The following is a 24,990-nucleotide window of genomic DNA, read 5'->3' as shown; positions in this document are numbered from 1 at the left end:
CGTGGCCGCCTACGCTGCCTACGCAGATCGAACCGACCCGCCCGCACGGCGGACAGAGGGAAGAGGGACGACATGACCGACAGAACGCCCGCATCGGGAGATCCCGCATACGACGGCCGCAGCGTGGACGGCCGACCCGTCGACGAAGCGCCCGCCGCCGAGCATCGGCTGGACGCCCCGGTGGATGCGCGACCGGTCGACGAACGCCCGGTGGATGCTCGCCCGGTCGATGACCGCCCGGTGGCGGACCGCCCCGTCACCGACCGCACCCGAACGCTCCCCCGCACCGACGACGACCGTGCCGCGGTGCCCGTCGCCCCCGCGGTGGACCCCGCCGTCGCCGCGGACGTCGTCGACCGCGAGCACCGCGAGTTCGGAGGCATGAAGTTCGGCTCCGCCTTCTTCGGCTGGCTGACCGCCACAGGGATGGCCGTGGTGCTCACCGCGCTCGTCGCGGCCATCGGCGCCGGCGTCGGCCTCGGGGCCACCGGCAGCGCGGACGAGGCAGCGAACCAGGCGAACCGCAACGCCGCCACCGTCGGACTCGTGGGCGCGATCGCGCTCGTGGTCATCCTCTTCATCTCGTACTTCTGCGGCGGCTACGTCGCCGGCAGGATGGCGCGCTTCGACGGCGCCCGGCAGGGCATCGCGGTGTGGATCTGGGCGGTGATCATCGCCGTTGTCGTCGCCGTGCTGAGCCTCATCCTGGGTGCCCAGTACAACATCCTCGGCAACCTGAACAGCTTCCCGCGCATCCCGCTGAACGAGGGCACGGTGACGCTGACCGGCATCATCACCGCGGTGGCCGTCGCGATCGTGAGCCTGGTGGGCGCCATCCTCGGCGGCCTGGCCGGGATGCGCTACCACCGCCGCGTCGACCGCGTGGGCCTCGGCGTCCGGCCGTGACCGTCGATCCGGCCGCGGCCCCGCGGCCGGATCGACGCCACGCGCGACCCGCGGCGCTGTAACGCTCGGCCGCGTCCCGGACAATGCAGGGTATGGGGGACGCTGACCGCTCGGAGGCCGCGCTGTGGTCGCGCGCAGGGCAGGGCGATGCCGACGCGTTCGGCGGCATCTTCGACCTGCACCGTGACCGCGTGTTCCGTCACGCGTACGGGCTGCTGCGCAACCGCGCCGACGCCGAGGACGCCGCCGGCGCGGCGTTCCTGGAGTTGTGGCGGCGTCGCTCCGCCGTCCGCAGCGTGAACGGGTCCGTGCTGCCCTGGCTGCTCGTCTCGGTCACCAACGTGTGCCGGAACCTGGAGCGCTCGCGCCGGCGTCACCGGCGTCTGCTGGATGCGCTCCCGCACGGCGACGACCACCCGTCTGCGGAGGAGACCGCGCTCGGCGACCTCACGATGGATGCGGGACTCGCCGCCGCGCTGGCCGCGCTGCCGCCGGCGGATGCCGCCCTGTTCGCGCTCATCGCGCTGGAGGATCACCCCGTTGCCGAGGCAGCGGCCGTTCTCGGCATCCGGCCGGGAGCCGCGCGGACCCGTCTGCACCGCATCCGAGCGCGGCTGCAGCGCGACCTCGGCCAGACCAGCCTGGCCGGCTACCTCGAAGGCAGGACGATATGAGCAGCGCACGGATGAGCGACGAATTCGCCGACGCGTTCCGGGACCGCGTCACGGAGCACATTCGCTCCGGACCGGCACCGCTGGCGCACCGGCGCGTGCTGATCGGCGCCGGTGTGGCGCTCGGCCTCGTCGTGGGCGGCGCGGCGGCCGCGACCGCGACGGGCCTCCTCGCGACTCCTGGGGCCCAGGTGACCACACCGCTCCAGGAGTCCCGGACCGTCACGTCCACCGGCTCCGGATCCGTGGAGCTCGGCGCGATGCCGAAGGACGCGACAGGAGCCACGCTCTCCTTCCGCTGTCTCTCGCTCGGCACGTTCGTCTTCGACGACGGCGCCGGCGTCACGTGCACCAGGACGGACGATTTCCGCCGGCCGACGACGTACTTTCTGGGGCGGTCCGCCATCCACGGCGGCCGGGTGACGGTGACAACGAGCGAGGGGGCGGGATGGACGCTCACCGCCGCGTACGCGTCCTCGGAGACGACCGCGTGGGGCGTGAACGACTCCGGCCAGTCCTACGGCGCCATCAACGACCGCGGGGCACCGGACCTCGTCGCGGTCACGGCGACCAACGGCCGCGACGGCTTCGTGCGCCGCACCGACCTCGAGGACGCCGACGGCACCACTGCCGCCCGGAGCTTCACCTCCCCCGCGGACGCGCTGCGCTGGCAGGAGCAGAATCGCGGCGTCGTGCACCGCATCCCCGTCTTCGAGGCGGACGGGACCACCCGGGTCGGCGAGTTCGCGATCGGAGGGTGACCAGGTGCGGCCTGCGCTCGGCGCCGTCTGCTAGCCTCCCCTCAGCCGACGGCCGACGAGGGGGATCGAGTGACACCGGACAGCACGCTGCCGCTCGCCGTGCGGAACCGGACACCGACCACCCGGTGGTGGCGGCGCCGGCCGCCCGCCGGCCTGTCCGGGTTCGCCCGCGGTGTGTGGTGGACCGGCCACGCCCAGCTGTTCGTCTCCGCCGCGCTCTGGGTGATCGGCCCCGCCTCCTTCGCGCTCGCGTGGCTGCCGTACAACGCGCTCACCGGGACCTTCGGGATGACCGCCTGGTTCGGGACCGCGATGGCGCTGCCCTTCGCGACGTCCGGGATGATGCTGCGCGCCTACGCGGTGCGCTGGGCGTCGCGCGAGGGCCCGCTGTTCGAGCGGAGCATCGAACTCGCCGTCACTGTCGTTCTGATCGCCTTGATCTCCATCGCCTTCGTCTGGCTGCTCGCGCTGGCGATCGCCCTCGCCGCCGTGGCACTGACCTCCCGGCCCGCGTGACGGCGGAGCGCTAACGGTCGGCGGCGCGCGGACGACAGGTACCGGTAGGGCGCCGTCGTGCGCCGCCTCATTCCGTCGGGCGCAGCGTCGCCGACGATGCCGCTCGCGCGCTGCGCGAAGACCCGGGAGAAGAGAACCGTCATGAGCCGTGCACCGATGAGCCGGAGCCGGAAGCGCCGCATCGCCATCGTGATCGCCGCGGCGATCGTCATCGCGGGCGGGGCCGTCGCCTCCGTCAGCGTGGCGAACGCCGTCGCGGCGGAGACCGCTCGGCAGTGCTCCGCCGCGCTGAAGGGCAGCGCGGCGGCGTCCGCGACCGTCTCCTCCTCGATCGCCCGGGCGGCCGCGGCGCTCGACGCCGCCGCGAGCACCGCGCTGCCAGGCACTGAAGGCTGGAAGACCACGCGGTACGCCGACCGCCCGGCGCGGGCGGAAGTGAAGGCCTCTCCCACCGGCGGCGGCGTCGCCGCCGTCGCCGCGAAACCAGCCCGGCCGAGCGGCGCCGACCTGATCGGCACCGTCAGCACCGGTCGCGACGCGCTCGCGAAGGCGAAGCGGGCGACGACCTGCGCCGACCGGGATGCCGCCGTCGCGATCACGGCGGCGACCAGAGCGTCGAACACCGCGGCCGAAGCGCTCGACCGTGATGTCGCCGCCCTCACCGGCGACTTCGCCGACTTCCAGGCCGAGGAGCGGACCCGTCTCGCCGCGGACGCGGAGGCGGCGCGCAAGAGGGCCGAGGAAGAGGCAGCGCGGAAGAAGGCGGAGGAAGCGGCGGCCGCCGAGGAGGCCGCCCGTCAGGCGGCCGCCGAGCAGGCGGCGCGCAGCGGGGACTCGGACGGCTCCACTCGCCCGGGCGACGGCGGCGGCTCGGTTCCGCAGCAACCGGGCGGGGGCTCCGGCGGCGGCTCCGTCGGCGGCGGCCTCGGCGGCAGCGTGGGGGCCGGCAGCGGCGACAACAACGGCTGGTGCCAGAAGTCGAACGGGATGGGCGGGACGACCCGCTACCGCTGCTGACCCGAGGATCTCCTCACCGGATCGTGAAGTACGCGGCGTAGCCCGCGCAGGACCCGCCGCCGTCGTCGCAGTCGTCGTACGGGCTGCCGTGCACATCCACGACGGCGTCGCCCGCGGGGAAGTCGGCCGGCACGGTCACCTCGGCCTGGAATCGTCCGTCCGTCCCCACGCGGATCGTCGTCTGCGGCGAGCGATGCATCGGCATCAGGACCTCCACCGTGTACGTATGTCCCTCCCTGTAGCCGAGGTCGCACGCCGCGGCGCCCGAGGACACGGTGAGGACCGTGCCGGGGCTCGCGACGGCGGGCGTCACCTCCAGCGGCGACGGGAGACACCTCCGCACGGTGATCAGCCCCGAGTCCGAGCACCCCGACAGGGCCGCGGTCACCGCCAACAGCACGGCTGCGGCCATCCCGGCCACCGGCCGCCTCCCCCGAGTCCGGTCCCCCATCGCGCCCTCCCGCCACGATCGTAGCGGGAGGTTCGCGAGCCGTCCCCGGACAGCGAAAAACCCCGGCGGATGACCGGGGTTTCGTCTGGAATTTCTTGCTGGGGTACCTGGACTCGAACCAAGAACAACTGAACCAGAATCAGCCGTGTTGCCAATTACACCATACCCCAAGGGCTTCGGGCCAAGGCCCGGGCACGAGAATCAACTCTAGCCTATCGGCGTCCGCTTCTACAAAACGGCCACGCCGTCGACGGCGATCCCGATGAGGTCGCGGTTGACCGCCGCGGCGACCACCGCGCCGGAGCCCGCCGCGACCACGAGTTGCTGCGGTCCGGGAGCGCGCGTCTCGCCCGCGGCATACACGCCGGGCGTCGAGGTGCGACCCTGCGCGTCCGTCAGCAGGTAGCCGTCGGAGTCGCGGTCCAGGTCGAGCGCGTCCGCGAAGCCCAGGGCCGGCGACCACACGGGGCGCACGAATCCTCCCGCTCGCGGGACCACCGTGCCGTCGGCCAGGCGGACGCCGGTCATGACGCCCCTCTCCCCCACCACGTCGTCGATCGGCCGCCGCTCCACGCGCACGCCGAGCCGGGCCAGGGCCCGCTCCTCGTCGTCGCTCACCGGCGCGACACCGTTCGTGAAGACGATCAGATCGTCCGTCCACTGGGTGAGCAGCAGCGCGCGCTCGGCCAGGTCGGCCGTCTCGCCGATCAGCGCGAGCGGCTCGCCCGCCTTCTCGTTGCCGTCGCACTCCACGCAGCTGTGCAGCTGAGTGCCGTAGTAGGCGCGCAGACTCGGGATGGCCGGCATCGCCTCGGTCACGCCGGTCGCGAGCACGACCGTCTGCGCGAGCTCATCCACATCGGGGGCGCCGCGCACTCCGCGCCCGCGCACCCGGAAACCGTCGCCCTCGACGCCGATCGCGTCGACCTGGGCGAACGTGACCCGGCCGGACTCGTAGCCCTCGACCTCCTCGCGGCCGAGCCGGCGCAGCTCCGACGGCGGGACGCCGTCCCGCGTCAGAAAGCCGTGAGCTTTGAGCGTCGCCGCGTGCCGGGGACGATTGCCGTCCACGACAAGCACCCGGCGCCGCGCACGGGCGAGGTTCAGCGCGGCGGTCAGCCCCGCGGGGCCTCCGCCGACGACGATGACTTCGGTCTCGGCCGTCACGAGCGGCTACCCGAGCGTCGCCGAGAGCCTGTCGAGACGCGCGATGGTCTCGGTCTTGCCCAGGATCTCCATGGACTCGAACAGCGGCGGGGACACCCGGCGACCGGAGACCGCAACGCGCAGCGGCCCGAAGGCGACGCGCGGCTTCAGGCCGAGCACCTCCACGAGAGCATCGCGCAGAGCCGCCTCGATCGACGCGTGGGTCCACTCGGCCTCCGGGATGAGCTCCAGGGCTCCGAGGGAGGCGGCGAGCACCTCGCCGGCGTTCGCGGGCAGGGAGGCGAGCGCGTCCTCCTGCAGCTCGAGCGACGCCGCGTCGGTGAAGAGGAAGCCCAGCATCCCCGGGGTCTCGCCGAGCAGCTGCACGCGCTCCTGGACGAGCGGGGCGGCCGCGTCGAGCGTCGCGCGCTGCTCGTCGGTCAGCGGCTCGGAGAGCACGCCGGCCGCGACGAGGTACGGGACGGTGCGCTCGGCGAAGTCGGCGACATCCAGCAGCCGGATGTGGTCGCCGTTGATCGACTCGGCCTTCTTCTGGTCGAAGCGGGCCGGGTTCGGGTTCACGTCGGCGACGTCGAACGCCGCGACCATCTCCTCGATCGAGAACACGTCGCGGTCGTGGCTGAGCGACCAGCCGAGCAGCGCAAGGTAGTTCACCAGGCCCTCGGGGATGAACCCGCGGTCGCGGTGGTGGAACAGGTTGGACTCCGGGTCGCGCTTGGAGAGCTTCTTGTTGCCCTCGCCCATCACGTACGGCAGGTGCCCGAAGCGCGGCACGAACGTGGTGACGCCCGCGTCGATGAGCGCGTGGTACAGCGCGATCTGCCGGGGCGTCGACGAGAGCAGGTCCTCGCCGCGCAGCACGTGCGTGACGCCCATCAGCGCGTCGTCCACCGGGTTCACGAAGGTATAGAGCGGGTGGCCGTTCGGGCGCACGACGACGAAGTCGCTGAACGAGCCGGCGGGGAAGGTGATCTCCCCGCGCACCAGGTCGTCGAAGCTGAGGTCGTCGTCCGGCACGCGCAGGCGCAGGGCGGGCTCGCGTCCCTCTGCGCGGTACGCGGCCTTCTGGTCCTCGGTCAGGTCGCGCTCGAAGTTGTCGTAGCCGAGCTTCGGGTCGCGGCCGAGCGAGACGTTGCGCGCCTCGATCTCCTCACCCGTGGCGAAGCTCTCGTAGATGTGTCCCGAGGCCTTCAGCTTCTCGATGAGCTCGCGGTAGACGTCGTACCGCTGCGACTGCCGGTACGGACCGTGCGGACCGCCGACGTCGATCCCCTCGTCCCAGTCGAGGCGCAGCCAGGTGAGCGCCTCGATGATCTGCGCATAGCTCTCCTCGCTGTCGCGGGCCGCATCGGTGTCCTCGATGCGGAAGATGAGCTTGCCGCCGGTGTGCCGCGCGTACGCCCAGTTGAACAGGGCGGTGCGGATCAGGCCGACGTGCGGGGTGCCGGTGGGCGACGGGCAGAACCGGACGCGCACATCGGCGCCGGTCGCGGTCGTGAAGGGGTGGGGAGCGTTGTCTGACATACCGGTCACAATCCTACTTGGCGGCGCGCACCGGGTTCACCAGCGAGCCGACCCCGTCGATCTCCACCTCGACCGTGTCCCCGGCCGTCATCCTCCCGATGCCGGAGGGCGTGCCGGTGAGGATCACGTCGCCGGGCAGCAGCGTGAACACGCTCGACGCGTACGCGATGATCGAGGGGATGTCGTGCACCATGTCGCTGATCGGCGCCTCCTGCTTCAGCTCGCCGTTCAGACGTGTGCGCAGTACGGCGTCCGGCGCGAGCTCCGTCTCGATCACCGGGCCGAGCGGGCAGAACGTGTCGAAGCCCTTGGCGCGCGTCCACTGGCCGTCCTTCTCCTGGAGGTCGCGCGCGGTCACGTCGTTGGCGACGGTGTACCCGAAGATGTGACCGGCCGCGTCCGCCTCGGAGACGTTGCGCGCGATCTTCCCGATGACGACGGCCAGCTCGCCCTCGAAGTCGACCCGCTCCGACTGCGGCGGGATCACGATGGGATCGCCGAGACCGATGACGGCGGTGTTGGGCTTCAGGAACAGCAGCGGCTCCTCCGGTGCGTCACCGCCCATCTCCGCCGCGTGCTCCCGGTAGTTCTTGCCGACGGCGACCACCTTCGAGCGCGGGATGACCGGTGCGAGCAGCGACCCGACCTTGCCGAGCGGGACCCGCTCCCCCGTGGTGTCGAAACCGGCGAACAGCGGGTCGCCCGCGAGCACGACGAGGGCGTCCTCGTCGACGATCCCGTAGTCGATGGATCCGCCATGGCTGAAACGTGCGATCTTCACGCCACGAGCCTACGGGCTCCCACCGCGTTTCCGCCCGTCGCATCCGGCGAGCGGCCGCGACACGCCGCCACGCTCCGGCCGTGACGGCGAGTCGCGACCGGTCGCCACCGGCGGCGACCTCAGGCGGTGAGCGTCGCGACGATCCGCGCGATGGCGGGCGTCGCGATGCCGTGCCGCTCCCCCACCCGGAGAAGCGCGCCGCCGATCGCGTCGAGCTCGCTCGGGCGGCCCGCGGCGAGGTCCTCCTGCAGCGAGGTGCGCATCCCGCCGGGGACGCTGTGCAGCGCCCGCACGAGGTCGAGCGCGGACGCGGCGACGCCCTCCGCGCTCGAGCACGCGACGATTTCGGAGACGACCGCCTCCGTCAGCTCGGGGTCCTCGGCCAGCGCCGGTTCCGCCGCCTGCCGCCAGTACGACGTGAGCAGCGCGAGGGCGGCGAGCAGCCGGAACTTCGCCCACAGCACCTCCGCCTCGGTGCCGCCGATCCGGACCCGGGGGCCGGCCGAGGCGAGGGCGCGCACCGCGGAAAACGCGGCCGCGGCCTCCGGCGCCTCGATGTTCACGAACGGGCTGCGGTGGTCGATGACCGTCGTGGATGCGCGCAGCGCGGAGACCGCGACGGATGCGCCGGCCACCGGCACACCCGGCAGCGCCGCGCGCAGCGGTGCCATGTGCTCGACGCCGTTCAGGAACGAGACGACCTCCGCGGGTCGCGCGGCGGCGATCCCGGGAAGCACATCCTCGAGCCCGTATGCCTTCGTGGCCAGGATGACGGCGGCGCCCTCCGGCACCTCCGTCGCGGCCGGGATGCGCTCCACCGCGTCGCCGAGCGCGGCGCTTCGCACCGTGAGCCCCTCCGCCCGGATCGCCTCGACGGTGGCCGGACGGCCCACGGCCACGACGCGATGCCCGGCCCGCTGCAGCAGCCAGGCGAACAGGCCGCCGACGGCGCCCGGGCCGACGACGGCGAAGGTGACGGACTCGGCATCGCTCATGCCACGATGCTACCCACGGCTCAGAGCCCGGCGAGACCCCAGCGCGCACCGTCGAGGTCGATCAGCGCGGCCGCGGTCGCGGCGATCGCCGGCACCGCGTCCGAGCCCGCCGCGGCGACCAGGTTGATCGTGCGGTGGTCGCGGTTCGCCGTCGGCCGCAGCACCACACCGGGCACGGCGCCCGCGGACGCGACCGCGAGGGAAGGGAGCAGCGCGACGCCGACGCCCTCCGCGACCATCCGCAGGACGGCGACGAAGTTGTCCGTCTCGTACGCGATGCGCGGCTCGTAGCCGCAGGCGTCGGCCAGCTCGAGGAGGTGACCGCGGCAGCGCGGACAGCCGCCGATCCAGGCCGCGTCCGCGAGCCCGGCGAGGTCGACGCTCCGGGCACGAGCGAGTGGATCGTCGTCACGCAGGGCGACGAGCATCTCGTCCCGCCAGAGCGGCACCACCGCGAGCCCCTTCGCGCTCTCCCGGTGCGCGTCGACGCGGTCGCCCGGATAGCCGAACGTGATGGCGAGGTCGGCCGAGCGCTCGCGCACGGCGGCGACGGCCTCGGGTGGCTCCGCCTCCAGGTAGGTGATCCGCACGCCGGGATGCGACGACTCCATGCTGCTCAGCAGGCTCGGCACCAGCGAGGAGGACGCGGAGGGGAAGCCCGCGAGCCGCACGCGGCCGGTGCGCAGCCCGCGCAGGTCGGCGAGTTCGCCGGCGGCGGCGTCGAGCGCCGTCGTCACCGTCTTCGCGTGCCGCGCCAGCACCCGCCCGGCCTCCGTCAGCCGGACGCCGCGCCCCGCGCGGGAGACCACCGGCATCCCGACCCTGGCCTCCAGCCGGCGCAGGTGCTGGCTGATCGCGGGCTGGCTGTAGCCGAGCGCCTCCGCGGCGCGGGTGATCGAGCCGGTGTCGGCGATGGCGCGCACCACCCGCAGGCTGTGGGAGTCGATGTCGTCGAGCTGCACCCACGAATCATAACCGCGCCGAATGCTTTCGATTCAATACCTGCTCTGGTGTGATGGATGGCCTCGCCAGCAGTCTTGACCCATGCCTCCCACCACGTCCTCCGCGCTCGCCGTCCACGACCGCTTCGCCGCGGGCAGCGGCTACCTGGCCGCCTGCACCCAGGGACTCCCCACCCGGGAGACGGTCGCGGCGACCCGCACCGACCTCGAGAACTGGTCGAGCGGGGAGGCATCGCCGCTCGACTACGACGCCGCCATCGACCGATCGCGCGACGCCTTCTCCCGCATCGCCGGGGTGGACGTCGACGCGATCGCGATCGGGTCGCAGGTCTCGGTCCTCGCCTCCCTCGCCGCCGGCTCCGCCCCCGACGGCGCCCGCGTGCTCTGCGTCGAGGGCGACTTCGCGTCCGTCGTCGCGCCGTTCCACGCGCAGGCGCACCGCGGCGTCACGGTCCGCGAGGCGCCGCTTGCGGAGCTCGCGGACGCCGTGGACGACGAGACCTGGCTCGTCGCCTTCTCCGTCGTGCAGTCGGCCACCGGGGAGCACGCGGACATCGAGGCGATCCTCGCCGCCTGCGCCCGCACCGGCGCGCTCTCGTTCGCCGACCTCACCCAGGCGCTCGGCTGGCTGCCGGTGGACGCGTCGCGGTTCGACCTCACGGTCACCCACGCCTACAAGTGGCTGTGCGCGCCTCGCGGCAGCGCCTTCCTCACCGTGCGGGAGGGGATCCGGGATGCGCTCCTCCCGCTGCACGCGGGCTGGTTCGCGGGCGAGGATCCGTGGGCGTCGTGCTACGGCCCGCTCGCCGCGCCCGCGCGCTCGGCCCGCCGCTTCGACGTGTCCCCGGCGTGGCCGGTATGGCCGGGAACCGCCGCGGCGCTGGAGTTCTTCGCCGCGCTCGACCTCGCCGCGGTGCACGCGCACGACACCGCGCTCGGCGACCGGTTCGCGGAGGCGCTCGGCCTCGACGCCCGCGGTCGCGCCATCCACACCTGGCCGGACCCGGACGGCGCCGACCTGGCAGCGCTCACCGCCGCGGGGCTTCGCGCCTCGGGCCGAGCCGGCCGGGCGCGGGTCGCCTTCCACGTCTGGAACACCGAGGACGACGTCGATCGCGCCGTCGCCGCCCTCGGCCGCTGACGGTTACGCGTCCAGGCGGTACATCCAGCCGTGACGGTCGCGCTCGCGGCCGTACTGGATGTCCGTGAGCTCCTTGCGCAGCGACATGGTCAGCTCCCCGGGAGGCGCCGTGATGTCGCCCACCGTGAAGGTGTCGGACTTCAGTTCTCCGATCGGGGTGATGACGGCGGCGGTGCCGCACGCGAACACCTCGACGATGTCGCCGGACTCGACGCCGTCGCGCCACTCGTCGATCGTCACCCGGCGGCGCTCCACCGTGTGGCCGCGGTCGCGGGCCAGCTGGAGGACGGAGTCGACGGTGATGCCCTCGAGGATGCTGTCGGAGTCCGGGGTCACGAGCGTGCCGTCCTTGTAGACGAGCACCACATTCATCCCACCGAGCTCCTCGATGTACTTCCCCTCGACCGAGTCGAGGAACAGCACCTGGGCGCAACCGTGCTCGTAGGCCTCGGCCTGCGGCAGCAGGCTGGACGCGTAGTTGCCTCCGGTCTTCGCGGCACCGGTACCGCCGTGGCCCGCGCGCGACCAGTGGTCGCTCAGCCAGATCGAGACGGGAGCCACGCCGCTCGGGAAGTAGGCGCCCGCGGGGCTCGCGATCAGGTAGTACGCCACCTTGTTCGCCGGGCGCACACCGAGGAACGCCTCCTTCGCGAACATGAAGGGACGCAGGTACAGGCTGGTCTCTCCGCCTTCCGGCACCCAGTCGCCGTCGACCGCGATGAGCTGTTTCAGCGAATCGAGGAAGTGCTCGACCGGCAGCTCCGGCAACGCGAGGCGATAGGCGGAACGCTGCATGCGGGCCGCGTTCGCCTCCGGGCGGAAGCCCCAGATCGAGCCGTCCGCGTGCCGGTAGGCCTTCAGTCCCTCGAAGATCTCCTGCGCGTAGTGCAGGACGGCGGCCGACGGCTCAAGCTGGATCGGCCCGTACGGCGAGACGCGCGGCCGGTGCCAGCCGCCCTTGGCCGACCAGCACAGGTCGACCATGTGGTCGGTGAAGTAGTTGCCGAATCCGGGGTTCGCCAGGATCTCCGCACGCTCGGCGGCGCTGCGCGCCTCCTCGTTGCGGGTGACGTTCCAGAGGAGTCCGGCGGTCTCGGTCGGGCCGGAGGTGAGGTTGATGCTGGTCGAGGTCATGAGAGTCCTTTGCTGCGATACGTCAATTCTGCGCCACGCGGGCCGCGATCGCGTCGCCGATCTGAGCGGTCGTCCGTGTCGCGCCGCTGCGCGCGGCGAGGTCGGCGGTCACCGCCTGCTCCACGCGCTCCGCGAGGTCCCTGCTGCCGAGGTGGCGGAGCAGGAGAGCCACGGAGAGGATCGCGGCGGTGGGGTCGGCCTTCTGCTGGCCGGCGATGTCGGGGGCCGATCCGTGAACCGGTTCGAACATGCTCGGGAATTCGCCTGCGGGGTTGATGTTGCCGGAGGCGGCCAGTCCGATGCCGCCGCTGATTGCGGCCGCGAGGTCGGTGAGGATGTCGCCGAAGAGGTTGTCCGTGACGATCACATCAAATCTAGCAGGATCCGTGACCAGGAAGATCGTGGCGGCGTCGACGTGCAGGTAGTCGACCGCGACGTCGGGATGCTCGGCGGCCACCGCGTCCACGATCCGCTTCCACAGGCCGCCTGCGAACGTGAGCACGTTCGTCTTGTGGACGAGGGTCAGCTTCTGCCGCCGCTGCTCCGCCTGCTCGAACGCGAAGCGGACGACGCGCTCGACGCCGTAGGCCGTGTTCACCGACACCTCATTGGCGATCTCGTGCGGCGTCCCCTGGCGGATCGCGCCGCCGTTGCCGACGTACGGGCCCTCCGTGCCCTCCCGGACGACCACGAAGTCCACGTCGCCGGGGTTCGCGAGCGGGCTGGCGATACCGGGAAACAGCGTCGTCGGGCGCAGGTTCACGTAGTGGTCGAGCGAGAACCGCAGCTTCAGCAGCAGCCCGCGCTCGATGTTGGCGCCGGCGAGACGCGGGTCCCCCGGCACCCCGCCGACAGCGCCGAGCAGGATGGCGTCGTGCCGCTTGATCGCGTCGAGGTCCTCGTCCGTCAGCACGTCGCCGGTGGCGAGGAAGCGATCGGCGCCGAGCGAGAAGTGCGTCTTCTCGAAGGCGAGGTCGCTCCCGGCGGTCACCGCGTCAAGCACCTTGACCGCCTCGGCGATCACCTCCGGCCCGATTCCGTCTCCGGGGATGACGGCGAGTTGGACGGTTGTGCTCATGACGCTCCTGCACTGATCGGTGGGCGGACGGTGTAGCTACACACTATCGCCGTGCCGCCCACCGGCCGCGCGCGGGTCAGGCCCGCACGCGCCGGAGGGCGATCAGGGCCAGCGCGGCGGCCGTGAGCATCAACCCCACGCCGATGGAGGCGGTGACACCCACCCCGCTGTCGAAGGCGTGCCGCGCGGAGGCGAGCAGCTCGGCCGCGGCGCCGGCCGGAAGCGCCTCGGCGACCTTCACCGCTCCGCCGAGGGTGTCGCCCGCCGCCGCGGCCTGGCCGGCGGCGAGCCCGGCCGGCAGCTCGATCGCCGCGCGGTAGGAGGCGATGATGATGCTGCCGAGCGTCGCCGTGCCGAGCACGGCACCCAGCTCGTACGCGGTCTCGGACACCGCCGACGCGGCCCCCGCCTTCTCCGCGGGCGCCGTCGAGATGATGAGCTCGTTCGAGACCGTCTCGGCGGCCCCGATGCCCGCGCCGAGCAGCACGAACGCCGCCAGCAGCATGCCCCAGGACGCGTCGCCTCCGGTCAGCGCGATCAGCAGGTAGCCGCACGCGGACACGCACAGCCCCGCCGCGATCACGAGCCCCGGCCGCAGCCGCCGTGCGACGGGCACGACGAGCAACCCGGAGACGATCATGGTCGCGAGCCCCGGAAGCAGCACCATCCCGGCCTGCACGGGCGGCATCCCGAGCACCAGTTGGAGGTGCTGGGACACGAAGAACAGGAAGCCGACCAGCGAGACGACGCTCAGCAGGTTGATGACCACCGCGCCGCTGAACGCCGGCCGGCGGAACAGCCGCATGTCGAGCATCGGGACGGGGCGGCGCAGCTGCCTGCGGACGAACACGGCTCCGGCGGCGATGCCGACCAGGATGGCCAGCACCGGCAGCGGCGCGAGACCGTGCACCGCGAGCTCCTTGATGCCGAAGACGATCGGCGCCATCGTGACCAGCGAGAGCAGGATGCTCGGCACGTCGACGGGGCCGGGCGCGGGATCCTTCGACTCGCGCACCAGCAGCGGCGTGAGCACCAGCAGCGGGATGAGCACGGGCACGGCCAGCAGGAAGACCGAGCCCCACCAGAAGTGCTCGATCAGCAGGCCGCCGACGATCGGCCCGAGCGCGGAGCCCGCGGCGAAGCCGGAGGCCCAGATCGCGATGGCGACGCGGCGCTGGTCGCGGTCCTGGAAGACGCTGCGCAGCAGCGAGAGCGTCGAGGGCATCAGCATCGCGCCGAAGAAGCCGAGCACGGCCCGGGCGGCGATGAGCAGCTCCGCCGTCGGGGCGAAGGCCGCGGCGACGGACACGCCGGCGAAGCCGGTCGCGCCGATCAGCAGGACCGTTCGGCGGCCGATGCGGTCGCCGAGACTGCCCATCGCGACGAGCAGGCCGGCGAGGACGAGCGGGTAGACGTCGACGATCCACAGCATCCCGGTCGCGGACGGCTGCAGAGCCTCCGAGATCGCGGGAAGGGCGAAGCTGAGCACGGTGTTATCGACCGAGACGAGCAGCACCGGAAGCATGAGCACGACGAGCGCCGCCCAGCCGCGGGCGCCGGCGCGGACGGGGGTCGTGACGGGTGCGAGGTCGGTGGGTGCGGTCGTGGACATGCTTCTACTGTACCGTCTGGACGGTACAGTAGCAAGATGATGCGCCTCGGACTGCCCGGGCTGTCGGCGCTGCTCCCCCAACCGAACATTTGTGCCAAATCGTGGTCGTGACGTTGTCGGAGCCACGATTTGCCGCAAATCTTGGCGGAGCACGCTCCGCTCCGGCGGACGGCTAGCATGGGCCACATGTCCTCCCCCGCCCCCTCCGGTGCCTCGGCACGCTCGGCCCGCGACCGCATCCTCGACGCCTTCGAGGAACTGCTCGCCGAGCACAGCGAGCGGGCGGCGACGCTCGACGCGGTCGCGGCCAGGGCCGGCGTCTCCAAGGGCGGGCTGCTCTACCACTTCGCCTCGAAGGACGCGCTCGTCGACGGCATCCTCGAGCGGTTCACCGCCGACATCGCGGAGGACATCGAGCGGATGCGCACCGCGCCCGCCGGACCTGTCGACTACTTCCTGCGCACGTCGATCCCCGCCGACAACCACCTCGAACGCGAGATCGTCGCCGTCGCGCGCCTGGCCCAGGCCTCCGACGCGCGGGCGAGCGACGCGCTCGGCGACGCCCAGCGCCGCTGGCTCGCCGAGCTGGAGGAGGCGGTCGGCGACCGGATGATCGCCCGCACGATCATGCTGATCGGCGACGGGATGTACTACAACAGCGCCCTGCTGCCCGCGGCCAACACGGTGCTGCGCGACGAGACGGACGTCAGCGAGCTGGTCGCGCTCGTGCAGGGCCTCTCCGCGCGCCGCTGACCCGCCACGGACCCGTGCGGCGCCCGCGTCACTCCAGCGCCGCGAGCAGCCGCTGCAGGGACCGGCGCACCCGATCGTCCCCCGACGCGTCGATCGCGAGCTCCAGCGCCTCCGCCGACGCGTGTGCACGACCGGCGAGCCGCAGCAGTTCGGCGCGCGCCGCGTACGCCTGCGCCGCCATGACGCCGTCGAAGAGAGCCTCGTCGGCGGTCAGCTCCGCGAGCCCGACCTCGGGTCCGGCATCCGGGCTGTGGCCGAGCGCCACGATCCGGCCGAGCCGCGCCGACGCGCTCGGCCACTGCCGCACCAGCCCGTCGTAGAGCCGGACGATCGCCGGCCAGTCCGTGTTCTGCCAGGTCGGCGCGATCGCGTGCAGCCCGGCGATCCCGGCCTGCAGCCCGTAGCGGCCGTCCCCCGACAGCGCCTCGGTCGCCAGAGCCTCGCCCTCCGCGAGCAGGCGGGCGTCCCACCGGGATCGGTCCGCCTCGCGCAGCGGCGCGAACTCGTCGTCGCCGGTCAGCCACGTGGAGCTGCGCGCCTCGGTCAGCAGCAGCAGACCGAGCAGCCCCGCCGACTCCGGCGTGGAGACGACGCGGTGCGCGTCCCGCGCGAGTGCGATCGCGTCCGCGCGGAGGGAGCCGTCAGCGGTGGCGTAGCCCGCGGTGTAGAGCAGGTAGATCGTGGTGAGCGCATCCGGCATCCGCTCGGCGACCGCGGCACGATCGTCGACGGCGAACCGCATCCCTGCGCTGTGGATGCGCTTCTTCGCGCGGGTGAGCCGCGCCGCCATCGTCGCCTCCGGCACCAGGAACGCGTCGGCGATCCGCGCCGTCGGCAGCCCGCACACGAAGCGGAGCGCGAGCGCGACCCTCGCCTCCGGGGCGAGCGCCGGGTGCGCGACGAGCAGGATCAGCTCCAGCCGCTCGTCGCCGGTGAACACCGGGACCACGCCCCTCTCTGCGTCGTCGACGCCGGCCTGCTCGGCCCTCTCCGCCTCCGCCGCGAGCATCGGGGCCACCCGCCGGGTCGCCCGCTCCCGACGCAGCGCGTCGAGCGCCACCCGGCGCGCGACGGTGGTGATCCACGCCGCCGGGTTCTGCGGGGCGCGCCCACGCGCCGCCTCCGCGATGGCACGGGCGAACGCCTCCTGCACCGCCTCCTCGGCGAGCAGGAGGTCGCCCGTCGTGCGGGCGACCGCGCCCAGGATGCGCGGCGCATCCTCACGGAATGCGCGCTCGATCCCGGGGTCGGCCGTCACTCAGCGCACCGCGTCCAGCACCAGCACCGGGTACAGCTCGATCCAGCCGTCGGTCGGCACCAGCGCCGCCAGCTCCCTGGCCTTCTCCGGCGTCTCCGCGGTGAAGGAGTAGAAGCCGGTGATCGTCTCGCGCGTCTCTCCGAACGGGCCGTCGGTGAACAACGGGGCGTCGCCGGTGCGCGGCGTGATCTTGACGGCGCGAGAGGGCGACTGCAGGGCGCTGCTCGCGACGATGCGCTCGCCGGCGGCGGCGACCGCCTCCTGGAACGCCTTGTGGCCGGCCATGCCGGCCTGCCACTGCTCGGCGGTCATGGCCTCCGGGTCCCACTCGGGCTCCCGGATCAGCAGAATGTACTCGTCGGACATCGTGTCTCCTCACTTCGAATGGATATCGACATCCACACGACGCAAGTCAACCGCCGAAATCGACAGCCGGCGAGAAATACTTTCCCGCCGGCCGCACGAGTCAGGACTCGGTGATGTCGATCTCCTGCAGAAGGTCGGCGTCGATGGCGACGCGCACCTTCTCCAGCAGCCCCTCCGGCACCCGGGAGTCGACGGTCAGGACGCTGAGCGCCTTGCCGCCGGCCGAGGTGCGCGCGATCTGCATGCCCGCGATGTTGATGTCGGCCTCGCCGAACTCCTGGCCGTAGACCGCGACGATGCCGGGGCGGTCGTCGTAGACCATCACGATGAGGTGCTCTGCGACCGGCACCTCCACGTCGTAGCCGTTGATCTCGACGACCTTCTCGATCTGCTTGGTGCCGGTCAGGGTGCCGGACACCGACACCTGCGAGCCGTCGCTCAGGGCGCCGCGCAGGGTGATCAGGTTGCGGTACTCCTCGCTCACCGAGTCGGTGATGAGGCGCACCTCGATGCCGCGCTGCTCCGCGAGGAGGGGCGCGTTCACGTACGAAACGGTCTCGCTGACGATGTTGGTGAAGATGCCCTTGAGCGCGGCCAGCTTCAGCACGCTGACGTCGTAGTCGACGAGCTCGCCGCGCACCTCGACGTCGATGCTGGTGAGCGGGCTGTGCGCGAGACCGGAGAACACCTGGCCGAGCTTCTCGACCAGCGGGATGCCCGGGCGCACGTACGGGTCGATGACACCGCCCGCGACGTTGACCGCATCCGGCACGAGCTCGCCGGAGAGCGCGAGGCGCACCGACTTGGCGACCGAGACGCCCGCCTTCTCCTGCGCCTCGTCGGTGGAGGCGCCGAGGTGCGGGGTGACGACGACGTTCTCGAGCGCGAGCAGCGGCGAGTCGGTGGGCGGCTCGCTCACGAACACGTCGAGGCCGGCGCCGGCGATGCTGTTCGTGGAGAGCGCGCGGTAGAGGGCGTCCTCGTCGATCAGGCCGCCGCGGGCAACGTTGACGACGAACGCGGTCGGCTTCATCTGCGCCAGCTGGTCGTCCGAGATCATCCCGGTGGTCTCCGGCGTCTTCGGCATGTGGATGGTGACGAAGTCCGCCTCGGTGAGCAGCTCGTCGAGGCTCACCAGCTGCACGCCGAGCTGCTGCGCCCTGGCGCTCGTGACATAGGGGTCGTAGGCGATGACCTTCGTGCCGAACGCCTGCAGGCGGGCGGTGATCAGCGCGCCGATGCGGCCGAGGCCGATGATGCCGACGGTCTTCTCGTAGAGCTCCACACCGGTGTACTTGGAGCGCTTCCACTGGCCCTGCGCGAGCGCGTTGTGGGCCGCGGGGATGTGACGCGCCAGGCTCAGGATGTGGCCGACCGTGAGCTCGGCCGCCGAGATGATGTTGGAGGTCGGCGCGTTCACGACCATGACTCCCGCGTTGGTGGCGGTCTTGATGTCCACGTTGTCGAGCCCGACGCCCGCGCGGGCGATCACCTTCAGCTGCGGTGCGGCGCCGATGACCTCGGCATCCACCTTCGTCGCGGAGCGCACCAGGATCGCGTCCGCGTCCGCCACGGCGGAGAGCAGGGCGGGCCGGTCGGTGCCGTCGACGTTGCGGATCTCGAAGTCCGGCCCGAGGGCGTCGACGGTGGCGGGCGAAAGTTCTTCGGCGATCAGCACGACCGGCTTTGTCACGTGGCAGTTCCTAACAGAGTGCGAGGCTGGCTTGGGAGCGGTGCGCAGCAGTCGTCGGTGCGCGAGTGGGTTAACTCTAGCGGTCGGTCAAGCCCCTCTTTCGCCGCGTTACGGGCGGCTCACGGCGCACGACGCACCCGGGGAGTGACCCGGTTCGGCACGATTGACCCTGCGCGAGCAGGGGGCGAACGTTCCGAGAGGGGTCAGTCGCGGCGGGCCGCGGAGGCGGCGGCCGCGACAGCGGCGCGCACCGTGCCGGGGTCGGTGATGTCGTAGGCGTCGTCGCCGCCGCCCGGGCCGCTCGGGTCGCCCTGCACGCGCAGGCGCGCGGACAGGTGGACGGCGTCGACGCCGGAGGCGACGAGAGCGGGGATATCGTCCACCGCCACTCCCCCGCCTGCCATGATCTGCAGCGCGCCGGAGAAGCGCTGGGCCAGCGCCCGCAGGCCGTCGACGCCGTCGATGCTGCGCGCCGCGCCACCGGAGGTGAGGATGCGCGCGACGCCGAGCTCGAGGAGCGTCTCCGCCGCGGCGACCGGGTCCGCGACCGTGTCGATCGCCCGGTGGAAGGTCACCTGCATGCCCTCCGCCGCGTCCACGAACCGGGCCACAGCGTCCGCGTCCACCCGGCCGGCGTCGGTCAAGGCCCCGATGACGACGCCCGCAGCCCCGGCCTCGCGCGCGAAGCGGATGTCCTGCAGCGTCGTGGCGATCTCCCCGGCGTCGTAGGCGAAGCCGCCCCCGCGCGGCCGGATGAGCGCGTGCACGAATCCGTCGGCGCCGGCCTCGGCGGCCACGGCGACGGCGGAACGCAGCAGTCCCGCAGACGGCGTCAGACCGCCGAGCCCGAGCGCGGAGCACAGCTCGATGCGCGTCGCCCCCTCGGTGAGCGCCACCCGGGCGCCCGCCACATCCTGAACGGCGATCTCGACGGCGACGGTGCTCACGGCTGCTCCCCTGCTCTGCGGAACGACGAAGGGTGCCGCACGTGGGAACGTGCGGCACCCCAGGCTAGCGCGTGAGACGGGCTGCGCTCAGCGCGCGACCTCGCCGTCCACGTAGTCGTCGTCGTTCGACGCGTTCCACGCGAAGAGCTTGCGCAGCTCGCGGCCGGTGGCCTCGATGGGGTGCTGCTCGCCCTTCTTGCGGAGCTCGAGGAACTCGGGCGCGCCCGCGTCCTGGTCCGCGATGAAGCGCTTAGCGAAGGTGCCGTCCTGGATGTCGGAGAGCACCGCCTTCATGTTCTCCTTCACGTGCGGGTCGATGACGCGCGGGCCGGAGACGTAGTCGCCGTACTCGGCGGTGTCGGAGACGCTCCAGCGCTGCTTGGCGATGCCGCCCTCCCACATCAGGTCCACGATGAGCTTGAGCTCGTGCAGCACCTCGAAGTAGGCGACCTGCGGCTGGTAGCCGGCCTCGGTCAGGGTCTCGAAGCCGTACTGGACGAGCTGCGAGACGCCACCGCAGAGGACGGCCTGCTCGCCGAACAGGTCGGTCTCGGTCTCCTCGGTGAAGGTGGTCTTGATGCCGCCGGCGCGCAGGCCGCCGATGCCCTTGGCGTAGGAGAGGACGAGCGGCCAGGCGTTGCCTGTCGCGTCCTTCTCCACTGCGACGATCACGGGGACGCCGCGGCCGGCCTCGTACTCGCGGCGGACGGTGTGACCGGGGCCCTTGGGGGCGACCATGATCACGTCGACGCCCTCCGGCGCCTCGATGTAGCCGAAGCGGATGTTGAAGCCGTGCCCGAAGACGAGCGCGTTGCCCTCCTCCAGGTTCGCCTGGATGTCGTCCTTGTAGAGGTTCCGCTGCACCTGGTCGGGCGCGAGGATGACGACCACGTCGGCCCACTTCGCGGCCTCGGCGGCGGAGAGGACGCGGAAGCCCGCCTCCTCGGCCTTCGGCTTGGACTTCGAGCCGTCCTTGAGGCCGATGACGACCTCGACGCCCGAGTCGCGGAGGTTCTGCGCGTGCGCGTGACCCTGCGAGCCGTAGCCGATGACGGCGACCTTCTTGCTCTGGATGATCGAGAGGTCCGCGTCGTTGTCGTAGTAGATCTCAGCCACTTGTTGGGTTCTCCTTCTGGGTGTGGTTCGTGGTGCGCCGGATGGATGGCGCTAGTTCTTGAAGACGCGCTCGGTGATGGACTTGCCGCCGCGGCCGATCGCGAGGAGCCCCGACTGGGCCATCTCCTTGATGCCGTACGGCTCGAGCACCTTGAGCAGCGCCTGGGTCTTGCCGCTGTCGCCGGTGACCTCGATCACGAGGGCGTCGGTGGCCACGTCGACGACGCGGGCGCGGAAGAGGTTGACCGCCTCCAGCACCTGGGAGCGGGTGGAGTTGTCGACGCGCACCTTGATCAGCAGGTGCTCGCGCTGGACCGACTGCGCCGGGTCCAGCTCCACGATCTTGATCACGTTGATCAGCTTGTTCAGCTGCTTGGTCACCTGCTCGAGCGGGAGCTCCTCCACGTCCACGACGACCGTGATGCGGGAGAGGCCCTCGACCTCGCTCGTGCCCACCGCGAGCGAGTGGATGTTGAAGCCGCGGCGGGCGAACAGGCCGGCGACGCGGGTCAGCAGACCCGGTTTGTCCTCGACGAGGAGGCTCAGAACGTGCGAACTCACTGGGTTACTCCTCTCCGAAGGCGGGGCTGTGGTCACGGGCGTACTGGACGTAGCTGTTGCTGACGCCCTGCGGCACCATCGGCCACACCATGGCGTCCGCGCTCACGACGAAGTCGATGACGACCGGGCGGTCGTTCGTCTCCAGCGCGAGCTTGATGGCGGCGTCCACCTCCTCCTCCTTCGTGACACGGATGCCGAGGGCGCCGTACGCCTCAGCGAGCGTCACGAAGTCCGGGACCCGCACGGTGTCGTGCCCGGTGTTGAGGTCGGTGTTCGAGTAGCGGCCGTCGTAGAACAGGGTCTGCCACTGCCGCACCATCCCGAGCGACGAGTTGTTGATGATCGCCACCTTGATCGGGATGTTGTTGATCGTGCAGGTGGCGAGCTCCTGGTTCGTCATCTGGAAGCAGCCGTCGCCGTCGATCGCCCAGACCACACGGTCGGGCTGGGCCACCTTGGCGCCCATCGCCGCGGGCACCGAGTAGCCCATCGTCCCGGCGCCGCCGGAGTTGAGCCACGAGTTCGGCCGCTCGTACTTGATGAACTGCGCCGCCCACATCTGGTGCTGGCCGACGCCGGCGGTGTAGATCGCCTCCGGCCCGGTCAGCTCGCCGATGCGCTGGATGATGTGCTGCGGGGCCAGCAGGCCGTCGCTGGTCGGCGTGTAGCCGAGCGGGAACTCCTCGCGGAGGCCGTTCAGGTACGTCCACCACTCCACCAGGTCCGGCTTGCCGGAGCGGGTGGCGTCCTGGAACGCCGCGGTCAGATCGACGATGACGTCCTTGGCATCGCCGACGATGGGGACGTCGGCGACGCGGATCTTGGAGATCTCGGCAGGGTCGACGTCGACGTGCACGATCTTCGCGTTGGGCGCGAACAGCGAGGTGTTGCCGGTGACCCGGTCGTCGAACCGCGCGCCGAGCGACACGATCAGGTCCGACTCCTGCAGCGCGAGGACGGCCGGGACCGTGCCGTGCATCCCCGGCATGCCGAGGTGCTGCTGGTGGGTGTCGGGGAAGGCGCCGCGGGCCATCAGCGTGGTGACGACCGGCGCGCCGGTCGCCTCCGCCAGCTCGAGCAGCTCCTGGGAGGCGCGCGAGCGGATGACGCCGCCGCCCACGTACAGCACCGGCTTCTTGGCGTCGGCGAACAGCTGCGCCGCCGCGAGGATCTGCTTGCCGTGCGCCTTCGTGATCGGCCGGTAGCCCGGCAGGTCCACCTTGGGCGGCCACACGAACGGCACCGAGTTCTGCTGCGCATCCTTGGTGATGTCCACGAGCACCGGGCCGGGCCGGCCGGTGCCGGCGATGTGGTACGCCGCGGCGATGGTCGCCGGGATGTCCTCGGCGTCCTTCACCAGGAAGGAGTGCTTGGTGATCGGCATGGTGATGCCGACGATGTCCGCCTCCTGGAAGGCATCCGTTCCCATGAGCGTCGAGAAGACCTGGCCGGTGATGAACACGACGGGGACGGAGTCCATGTGCGCGTCCATGATCGCCGTGACGAGGTTCGTCGCGCCGGGGCCGGAGGTCGCCATCGCGACGCCGACCTTGTTGGCCGCGACCGCGTAGCCCTCGGCGGCGTGGCCGCCGCCCTGCTCGTGGCGGACGAGGATGTGCCGGATCTTCGACGAGTCCATGATGGCGTCGTAGATCGGCAGGATCGCGCCCCCGGGGAGTCCGAAGACGTCGGTGACGCCGAGGAGCTCGAGGGTGCGGACGACCGACTGGGAGCCGGTCAGGATTTCGGGCGACGCCTTTCCCGGCGTCGCGGACGGCAACACTGTGCTGGGGGTTGCTTCCGAGGACATGCCTATGTCGGTCCCTTACGTACGAAGTGGTCTGATGCTGCTGGATGAGGCGAAGGGCTACCCCGTGACGGCGCCCTCTGCAGCAGAGCGCACGAGCTTGGAGTACTTCGCGAGAACGCCACGGGTATAGCGCGGAGGAAGGGGCGCCCAGCCGTCACGGCGGGCGGTCAGCTCTGACTCGTCGACCAGTAGGTCGAGGGAGCGAGCCGCGATATCGACCCGTATCAGATCACCATCGCGCACGAATGCGATGGGACCTGCGTCCACCGCTTCGGGTGCTATGTGGCCGATGCACAGGCCGGTTGTGCCGCCTGAGAATCGTCCGTCCGTCAATAGTAGTACATCCTTGCCGAGGCCCGCGCCCTTGATGGCAGCGGTGATCGCGAGCATCTCGCGCATCCCCGGGCCGCCCTTCGGGCCCTCGTAACGGATGATCACGACGTCGCCCGCGTTGATGCGGCCCTCGGTGAGGGCGTCCATCGCGGCGCGCTCGCGCTCGAACACGCGGGCGGGGCCCTCGAACACGTCGGCGTCGAAGCCGGCCGTCTTCACCACGGCGCCCTCGGGCGCGAGCGAGCCCTTGAGGATGGTCAGGCCCCCGGTCGGGTGGATGGGGTTGTCGAGCGAGCGCATGACGTTGCCGTCCGGCGCGGGCGGGTTGATCTCCGCCAGGTTCTCCGCGACGGTCTTGCCGGTGACCGTGAGGCAGTCGCCGTGCAGCAGCCCGGCGTCGAGCAGCGCCTTCATCACGACGGGGACGCCGCCGTGCCGGTCGACGTCGTTCATCACGTACTTGCCGAACGGCTTCAGGTCGCCGATGTGCGGGACCTTGTCGCCGATCCGGTTGAAGTCGTCGATCGTCAGCTCGACCTCGGCCTCGTTGGCGATGGCGAGCAGGTGCAGCACGACGTTGGTCGAGCCGCCGAACGCCATGGCGACGGCGATCGCGTTCTCGAACGACTTCTTGGTCAGGATGTCGCGGGCCGTGATGCCCTGCTTGAGCAGGTTGACGACGGCCTCGCCGGAGCGGTGCGCGAAGTAGTCGCGACGGCGGTCCGCCGAGGGCGGAGCGGCCGAGCCGGGGAGGCTCATCCCGAGCGCCTCGGCGACCGAGGCCATCGTGTTCGCGGTGTACATGCCGCCGCACGCCCCCTCGCCGGGGGCGATCGCGCACTCGATGCGCTTGAGGTCCTCTTCGCTCATCTTGCCGGCCTTGCACGCGCCGACCGCCTCGAAGGAGTCGATGATCGTGACGTCCTTCTCGGTGCCGTCGGAGAGCTTCACCCAGCCGGGGGCGATGGAGCCCGCATAGAGGAAGACCGCGGAGAGATCGAGCCGGGCCGCCGCCATCAGCATGCCGGGCAGCGACTTGTCGCAGCCCGCCAGCAGCACGGTCCCGTCCAGGCGCTCTGCCATCATGACGGTCTCGACGGAGTCGGCGATGACCTCGCGGGAGACCAGCGAGAAGTGCATCCCCTCGTGGCCCATCGAGATGCCGTCAGAGACGGAGATGGTGCCGAACTGCAGCGGGTAGCCGCCGCCGGAGTGCACGCCCTCCTTCGCGCCCTGCGCGAGGCGGTCGAGCGAGAGGTTGCAGGGCGTGATCTCGTTCCAGGAGCTGGCGATGCCGATCTGGGGCTTCTCCCAGTCCTCGTCGCCCATCCCGACCGCGCGGAGCATCCCGCGGCTGGTGGTGGCTTCGATCCCGTCCGTGACGACGCGCGAGCGCGGCTTCCAATCGATCTCAGGCATGGGACAACTCTAGGACCC

General features: G+C 71.6%; 24 protein-coding genes and 1 tRNA gene. 7 read left to right on the top strand and 18 right to left on the bottom strand.

From position 1 onward, the window contains the following. Positions 1–72 precede the first annotated feature (72 nt). From AAME72_RS15315 to AAME72_RS15295, 5 genes are all read left to right on the top strand, one after another. Positions 73–906: a hypothetical protein gene (locus AAME72_RS15315; RefSeq protein WP_348787412.1), complete on the top strand. Its 834-nt coding sequence runs from the start codon at positions 73–75 to the stop codon at positions 904–906. A 92-nt stretch (positions 907–998) separates the two neighbouring features. Continuing rightward, positions 999–1,580 (top strand): sigma-70 family RNA polymerase sigma factor, encoded by a 582-nt coding sequence (locus AAME72_RS15310; RefSeq protein ID WP_348787411.1) that lies wholly within the window; start codon positions 999–1,001, stop codon positions 1,578–1,580. A gap of 11 nt (positions 1,581–1,591) precedes the next feature. Then, positions 1,592–2,338 (top strand): hypothetical protein, encoded by a 747-nt coding sequence (locus AAME72_RS15305; RefSeq protein ID WP_348787410.1) that lies wholly within the window; start codon positions 1,592–1,594, stop codon positions 2,336–2,338. Between the two features lie 69 nt (positions 2,339–2,407). Next, the gene (locus AAME72_RS15300) at positions 2,408–2,854 is read left to right on the top strand and encodes a hypothetical protein (RefSeq protein WP_348787409.1); all 447 of its coding nucleotides are present in this window, start codon (positions 2,408–2,410) and stop codon (positions 2,852–2,854) included. A gap of 141 nt (positions 2,855–2,995) precedes the next feature. Next, complete coding sequence (locus tag AAME72_RS15295) at positions 2,996–3,871, top strand: hypothetical protein (RefSeq protein WP_348787408.1); 876 nt, start codon at positions 2,996–2,998, stop codon at positions 3,869–3,871. Positions 3,872–3,884: 13 nt separating this feature from the next. Here AAME72_RS15295 and AAME72_RS15290 read toward each other — a convergent pair whose 3' ends face one another. From AAME72_RS15290 to AAME72_RS15260, 7 genes are all read right to left on the bottom strand, one after another. Continuing rightward, positions 3,885–4,322: a hypothetical protein gene (locus tag AAME72_RS15290; RefSeq protein ID WP_348787407.1), complete on the bottom strand. Its 438-nt coding sequence runs from the start codon at positions 4,320–4,322 to the stop codon at positions 3,885–3,887. 98 nt (positions 4,323–4,420) lie between these two features. Beyond that, a tRNA-Gln gene (locus tag AAME72_RS15285) sits at positions 4,421–4,492 on the bottom strand. A 58-nt stretch (positions 4,493–4,550) separates the two neighbouring features. Beyond that, positions 4,551–5,489, bottom strand: coding sequence for an NAD(P)/FAD-dependent oxidoreductase (locus tag AAME72_RS15280; RefSeq protein WP_348787406.1), 939 nt, complete (start codon positions 5,487–5,489; stop codon positions 4,551–4,553). Between the two features lie 6 nt (positions 5,490–5,495). Then, a complete protein-coding gene (gene gltX, locus AAME72_RS15275; protein ID WP_348787405.1) occupies positions 5,496–7,013 on the bottom strand; it encodes a glutamate--tRNA ligase in 1,518 nt (505 codons plus the stop codon). A gap of 13 nt (positions 7,014–7,026) precedes the next feature. Beyond that, positions 7,027–7,794: a fumarylacetoacetate hydrolase family protein gene (locus AAME72_RS15270; protein WP_348787404.1), complete on the bottom strand. Its 768-nt coding sequence runs from the start codon at positions 7,792–7,794 to the stop codon at positions 7,027–7,029. A gap of 119 nt (positions 7,795–7,913) precedes the next feature. Then, entirely contained in the window at positions 7,914–8,789 is an 876-nt protein-coding gene (locus AAME72_RS15265) for a 2-dehydropantoate 2-reductase (RefSeq protein ID WP_348787403.1), read from the bottom strand. A 20-nt stretch (positions 8,790–8,809) separates the two neighbouring features. Then, the gene (locus AAME72_RS15260) at positions 8,810–9,751 is read right to left on the bottom strand and encodes a LysR family transcriptional regulator (RefSeq protein ID WP_348787402.1); all 942 of its coding nucleotides are present in this window, start codon (positions 9,749–9,751) and stop codon (positions 8,810–8,812) included. A gap of 82 nt (positions 9,752–9,833) precedes the next feature. Here AAME72_RS15260 and AAME72_RS15255 point away from each other — a divergent pair, with 82 nt between their 5' ends. After that, complete coding sequence (locus tag AAME72_RS15255) at positions 9,834–10,892, top strand: aminotransferase class V-fold PLP-dependent enzyme (protein WP_348787401.1); 1,059 nt, start codon at positions 9,834–9,836, stop codon at positions 10,890–10,892. A gap of 3 nt (positions 10,893–10,895) precedes the next feature. Here AAME72_RS15255 and AAME72_RS15250 read toward each other — a convergent pair whose 3' ends face one another. The 3 genes from AAME72_RS15250 to AAME72_RS15240 all read right to left on the bottom strand — a co-directional run bounded on the left by AAME72_RS15250 (position 10,896) and on the right by AAME72_RS15240 (position 14,716). Next, entirely contained in the window at positions 10,896–12,026 is a 1,131-nt protein-coding gene (locus AAME72_RS15250) for a branched-chain amino acid aminotransferase (protein WP_348787400.1), read from the bottom strand. 22 nt (positions 12,027–12,048) lie between these two features. Then, positions 12,049–13,104 carry a 3-isopropylmalate dehydrogenase gene (locus AAME72_RS15245; protein WP_348787399.1) on the bottom strand — a complete coding sequence of 352 codons (1,056 nt, stop codon included), beginning with the start codon at positions 13,102–13,104 and terminating at the stop codon, positions 12,049–12,051. A 76-nt stretch (positions 13,105–13,180) separates the two neighbouring features. Further along, the gene (locus tag AAME72_RS15240; protein ID WP_348787398.1) at positions 13,181–14,716 is read right to left on the bottom strand and encodes an MFS transporter; all 1,536 of its coding nucleotides are present in this window, start codon (positions 14,714–14,716) and stop codon (positions 13,181–13,183) included. Positions 14,717–14,902: 186 nt separating this feature from the next. On the opposite strand from AAME72_RS15240, the gene AAME72_RS15235 reads away from it, so the two are divergent. After that, positions 14,903–15,469 (top strand): helix-turn-helix domain-containing protein, encoded by a 567-nt coding sequence (locus AAME72_RS15235; protein WP_348787397.1) that lies wholly within the window; start codon positions 14,903–14,905, stop codon positions 15,467–15,469. Between the two features lie 28 nt (positions 15,470–15,497). On the opposite strand, the gene AAME72_RS15230 is transcribed toward AAME72_RS15235, so the two are convergent. The 8 genes from AAME72_RS15230 to ilvD all read right to left on the bottom strand — a co-directional run bounded on the left by AAME72_RS15230 (position 15,498) and on the right by ilvD (position 24,972). Beyond that, positions 15,498–16,727, bottom strand: a complete 1,230-nt coding sequence (locus AAME72_RS15230; protein WP_348787396.1) for a sigma-70 family RNA polymerase sigma factor — start codon at positions 16,725–16,727, stop codon at positions 15,498–15,500. Beyond that, complete coding sequence (locus AAME72_RS15225; RefSeq protein ID WP_348787395.1) at positions 16,728–17,093, bottom strand: YciI family protein; 366 nt, start codon at positions 17,091–17,093, stop codon at positions 16,728–16,730. Positions 17,094–17,193: 100 nt separating this feature from the next. Next, positions 17,194–18,786, bottom strand: a complete 1,593-nt coding sequence (serA, locus tag AAME72_RS15220; RefSeq protein ID WP_348787394.1) for a phosphoglycerate dehydrogenase — start codon at positions 18,784–18,786, stop codon at positions 17,194–17,196. 203 nt (positions 18,787–18,989) lie between these two features. Then, a complete protein-coding gene (locus AAME72_RS15215; protein ID WP_348787393.1) occupies positions 18,990–19,733 on the bottom strand; it encodes a copper homeostasis protein CutC in 744 nt (247 codons plus the stop codon). Between the two features lie 87 nt (positions 19,734–19,820). Next, a complete protein-coding gene (ilvC, locus tag AAME72_RS15210; RefSeq protein ID WP_348787392.1) occupies positions 19,821–20,849 on the bottom strand; it encodes a ketol-acid reductoisomerase in 1,029 nt (342 codons plus the stop codon). Positions 20,850–20,900: 51 nt separating this feature from the next. After that, the gene (ilvN, locus tag AAME72_RS15205; protein WP_348787391.1) at positions 20,901–21,410 is read right to left on the bottom strand and encodes an acetolactate synthase small subunit; all 510 of its coding nucleotides are present in this window, start codon (positions 21,408–21,410) and stop codon (positions 20,901–20,903) included. Between the two features lie 4 nt (positions 21,411–21,414). Continuing rightward, positions 21,415–23,220: an acetolactate synthase large subunit gene (locus tag AAME72_RS15200; RefSeq protein ID WP_348787390.1), complete on the bottom strand. Its 1,806-nt coding sequence runs from the start codon at positions 23,218–23,220 to the stop codon at positions 21,415–21,417. 57 nt (positions 23,221–23,277) lie between these two features. After that, positions 23,278–24,972, bottom strand: a complete 1,695-nt coding sequence (gene ilvD / locus AAME72_RS15195; protein ID WP_348787389.1) for a dihydroxy-acid dehydratase — start codon at positions 24,970–24,972, stop codon at positions 23,278–23,280. Positions 24,973–24,990 lie beyond the last annotated feature (18 nt).

This window comes from Leifsonia sp. NPDC080035, from assembly GCF_040050925.1.
Taxonomy (GTDB): domain Bacteria; phylum Actinomycetota; class Actinomycetes; order Actinomycetales; family Microbacteriaceae; genus Leifsonia.
This window is presented reverse-complemented; position numbering and strand designations above follow the sequence as displayed.

Excerpts from the sequence above, each read along its gene's own strand:
- AAME72_RS15315 (WP_348787412.1), top strand. The coding sequence starts at position 73 with ATGACCGACAGAACGCCCGCATCGGGAGATCCCGCATACGACGGCCGC.
- ilvD (WP_348787389.1), bottom strand. The coding sequence starts at position 24,972 with ATGCCTGAGATCGATTGGAAGCCGCGCTCGCGCGTCGTCACGGACGGG.
- AAME72_RS15225 (WP_348787395.1), bottom strand. The coding sequence starts at position 17,093 with ATGTCCGACGAGTACATTCTGCTGATCCGGGAGCCCGAGTGGGACCCG.
- AAME72_RS15240 (WP_348787398.1), bottom strand. The coding sequence starts at position 14,716 with ATGTCCACGACCGCACCCACCGACCTCGCACCCGTCACGACCCCCGTC.
- AAME72_RS15235 (WP_348787397.1), top strand. The coding sequence starts at position 14,903 with ATGTCCTCCCCCGCCCCCTCCGGTGCCTCGGCACGCTCGGCCCGCGAC.
- AAME72_RS15200 (WP_348787390.1), bottom strand. The coding sequence starts at position 23,220 with ATGTCCTCGGAAGCAACCCCCAGCACAGTGTTGCCGTCCGCGACGCCG.
- AAME72_RS15310 (WP_348787411.1), top strand. The coding sequence starts at position 999 with ATGGGGGACGCTGACCGCTCGGAGGCCGCGCTGTGGTCGCGCGCAGGG.
- AAME72_RS15290 (WP_348787407.1), bottom strand. The coding sequence starts at position 4,322 with ATGGGGGACCGGACTCGGGGGAGGCGGCCGGTGGCCGGGATGGCCGCA.
- AAME72_RS15295 (WP_348787408.1), top strand. The coding sequence starts at position 2,996 with ATGAGCCGTGCACCGATGAGCCGGAGCCGGAAGCGCCGCATCGCCATC.
- AAME72_RS15305 (WP_348787410.1), top strand. The coding sequence starts at position 1,592 with ATGAGCGACGAATTCGCCGACGCGTTCCGGGACCGCGTCACGGAGCAC.
- AAME72_RS15245 (WP_348787399.1), bottom strand. The coding sequence starts at position 13,104 with ATGAGCACAACCGTCCAACTCGCCGTCATCCCCGGAGACGGAATCGGG.
- AAME72_RS15250 (WP_348787400.1), bottom strand. The coding sequence starts at position 12,026 with ATGACCTCGACCAGCATCAACCTCACCTCCGGCCCGACCGAGACCGCC.
- AAME72_RS15265 (WP_348787403.1), bottom strand. The coding sequence starts at position 8,789 with ATGAGCGATGCCGAGTCCGTCACCTTCGCCGTCGTCGGCCCGGGCGCC.
- gltX (WP_348787405.1), bottom strand. The coding sequence starts at position 7,013 with ATGTCAGACAACGCTCCCCACCCCTTCACGACCGCGACCGGCGCCGAT.
- AAME72_RS15255 (WP_348787401.1), top strand. The coding sequence starts at position 9,834 with ATGCCTCCCACCACGTCCTCCGCGCTCGCCGTCCACGACCGCTTCGCC.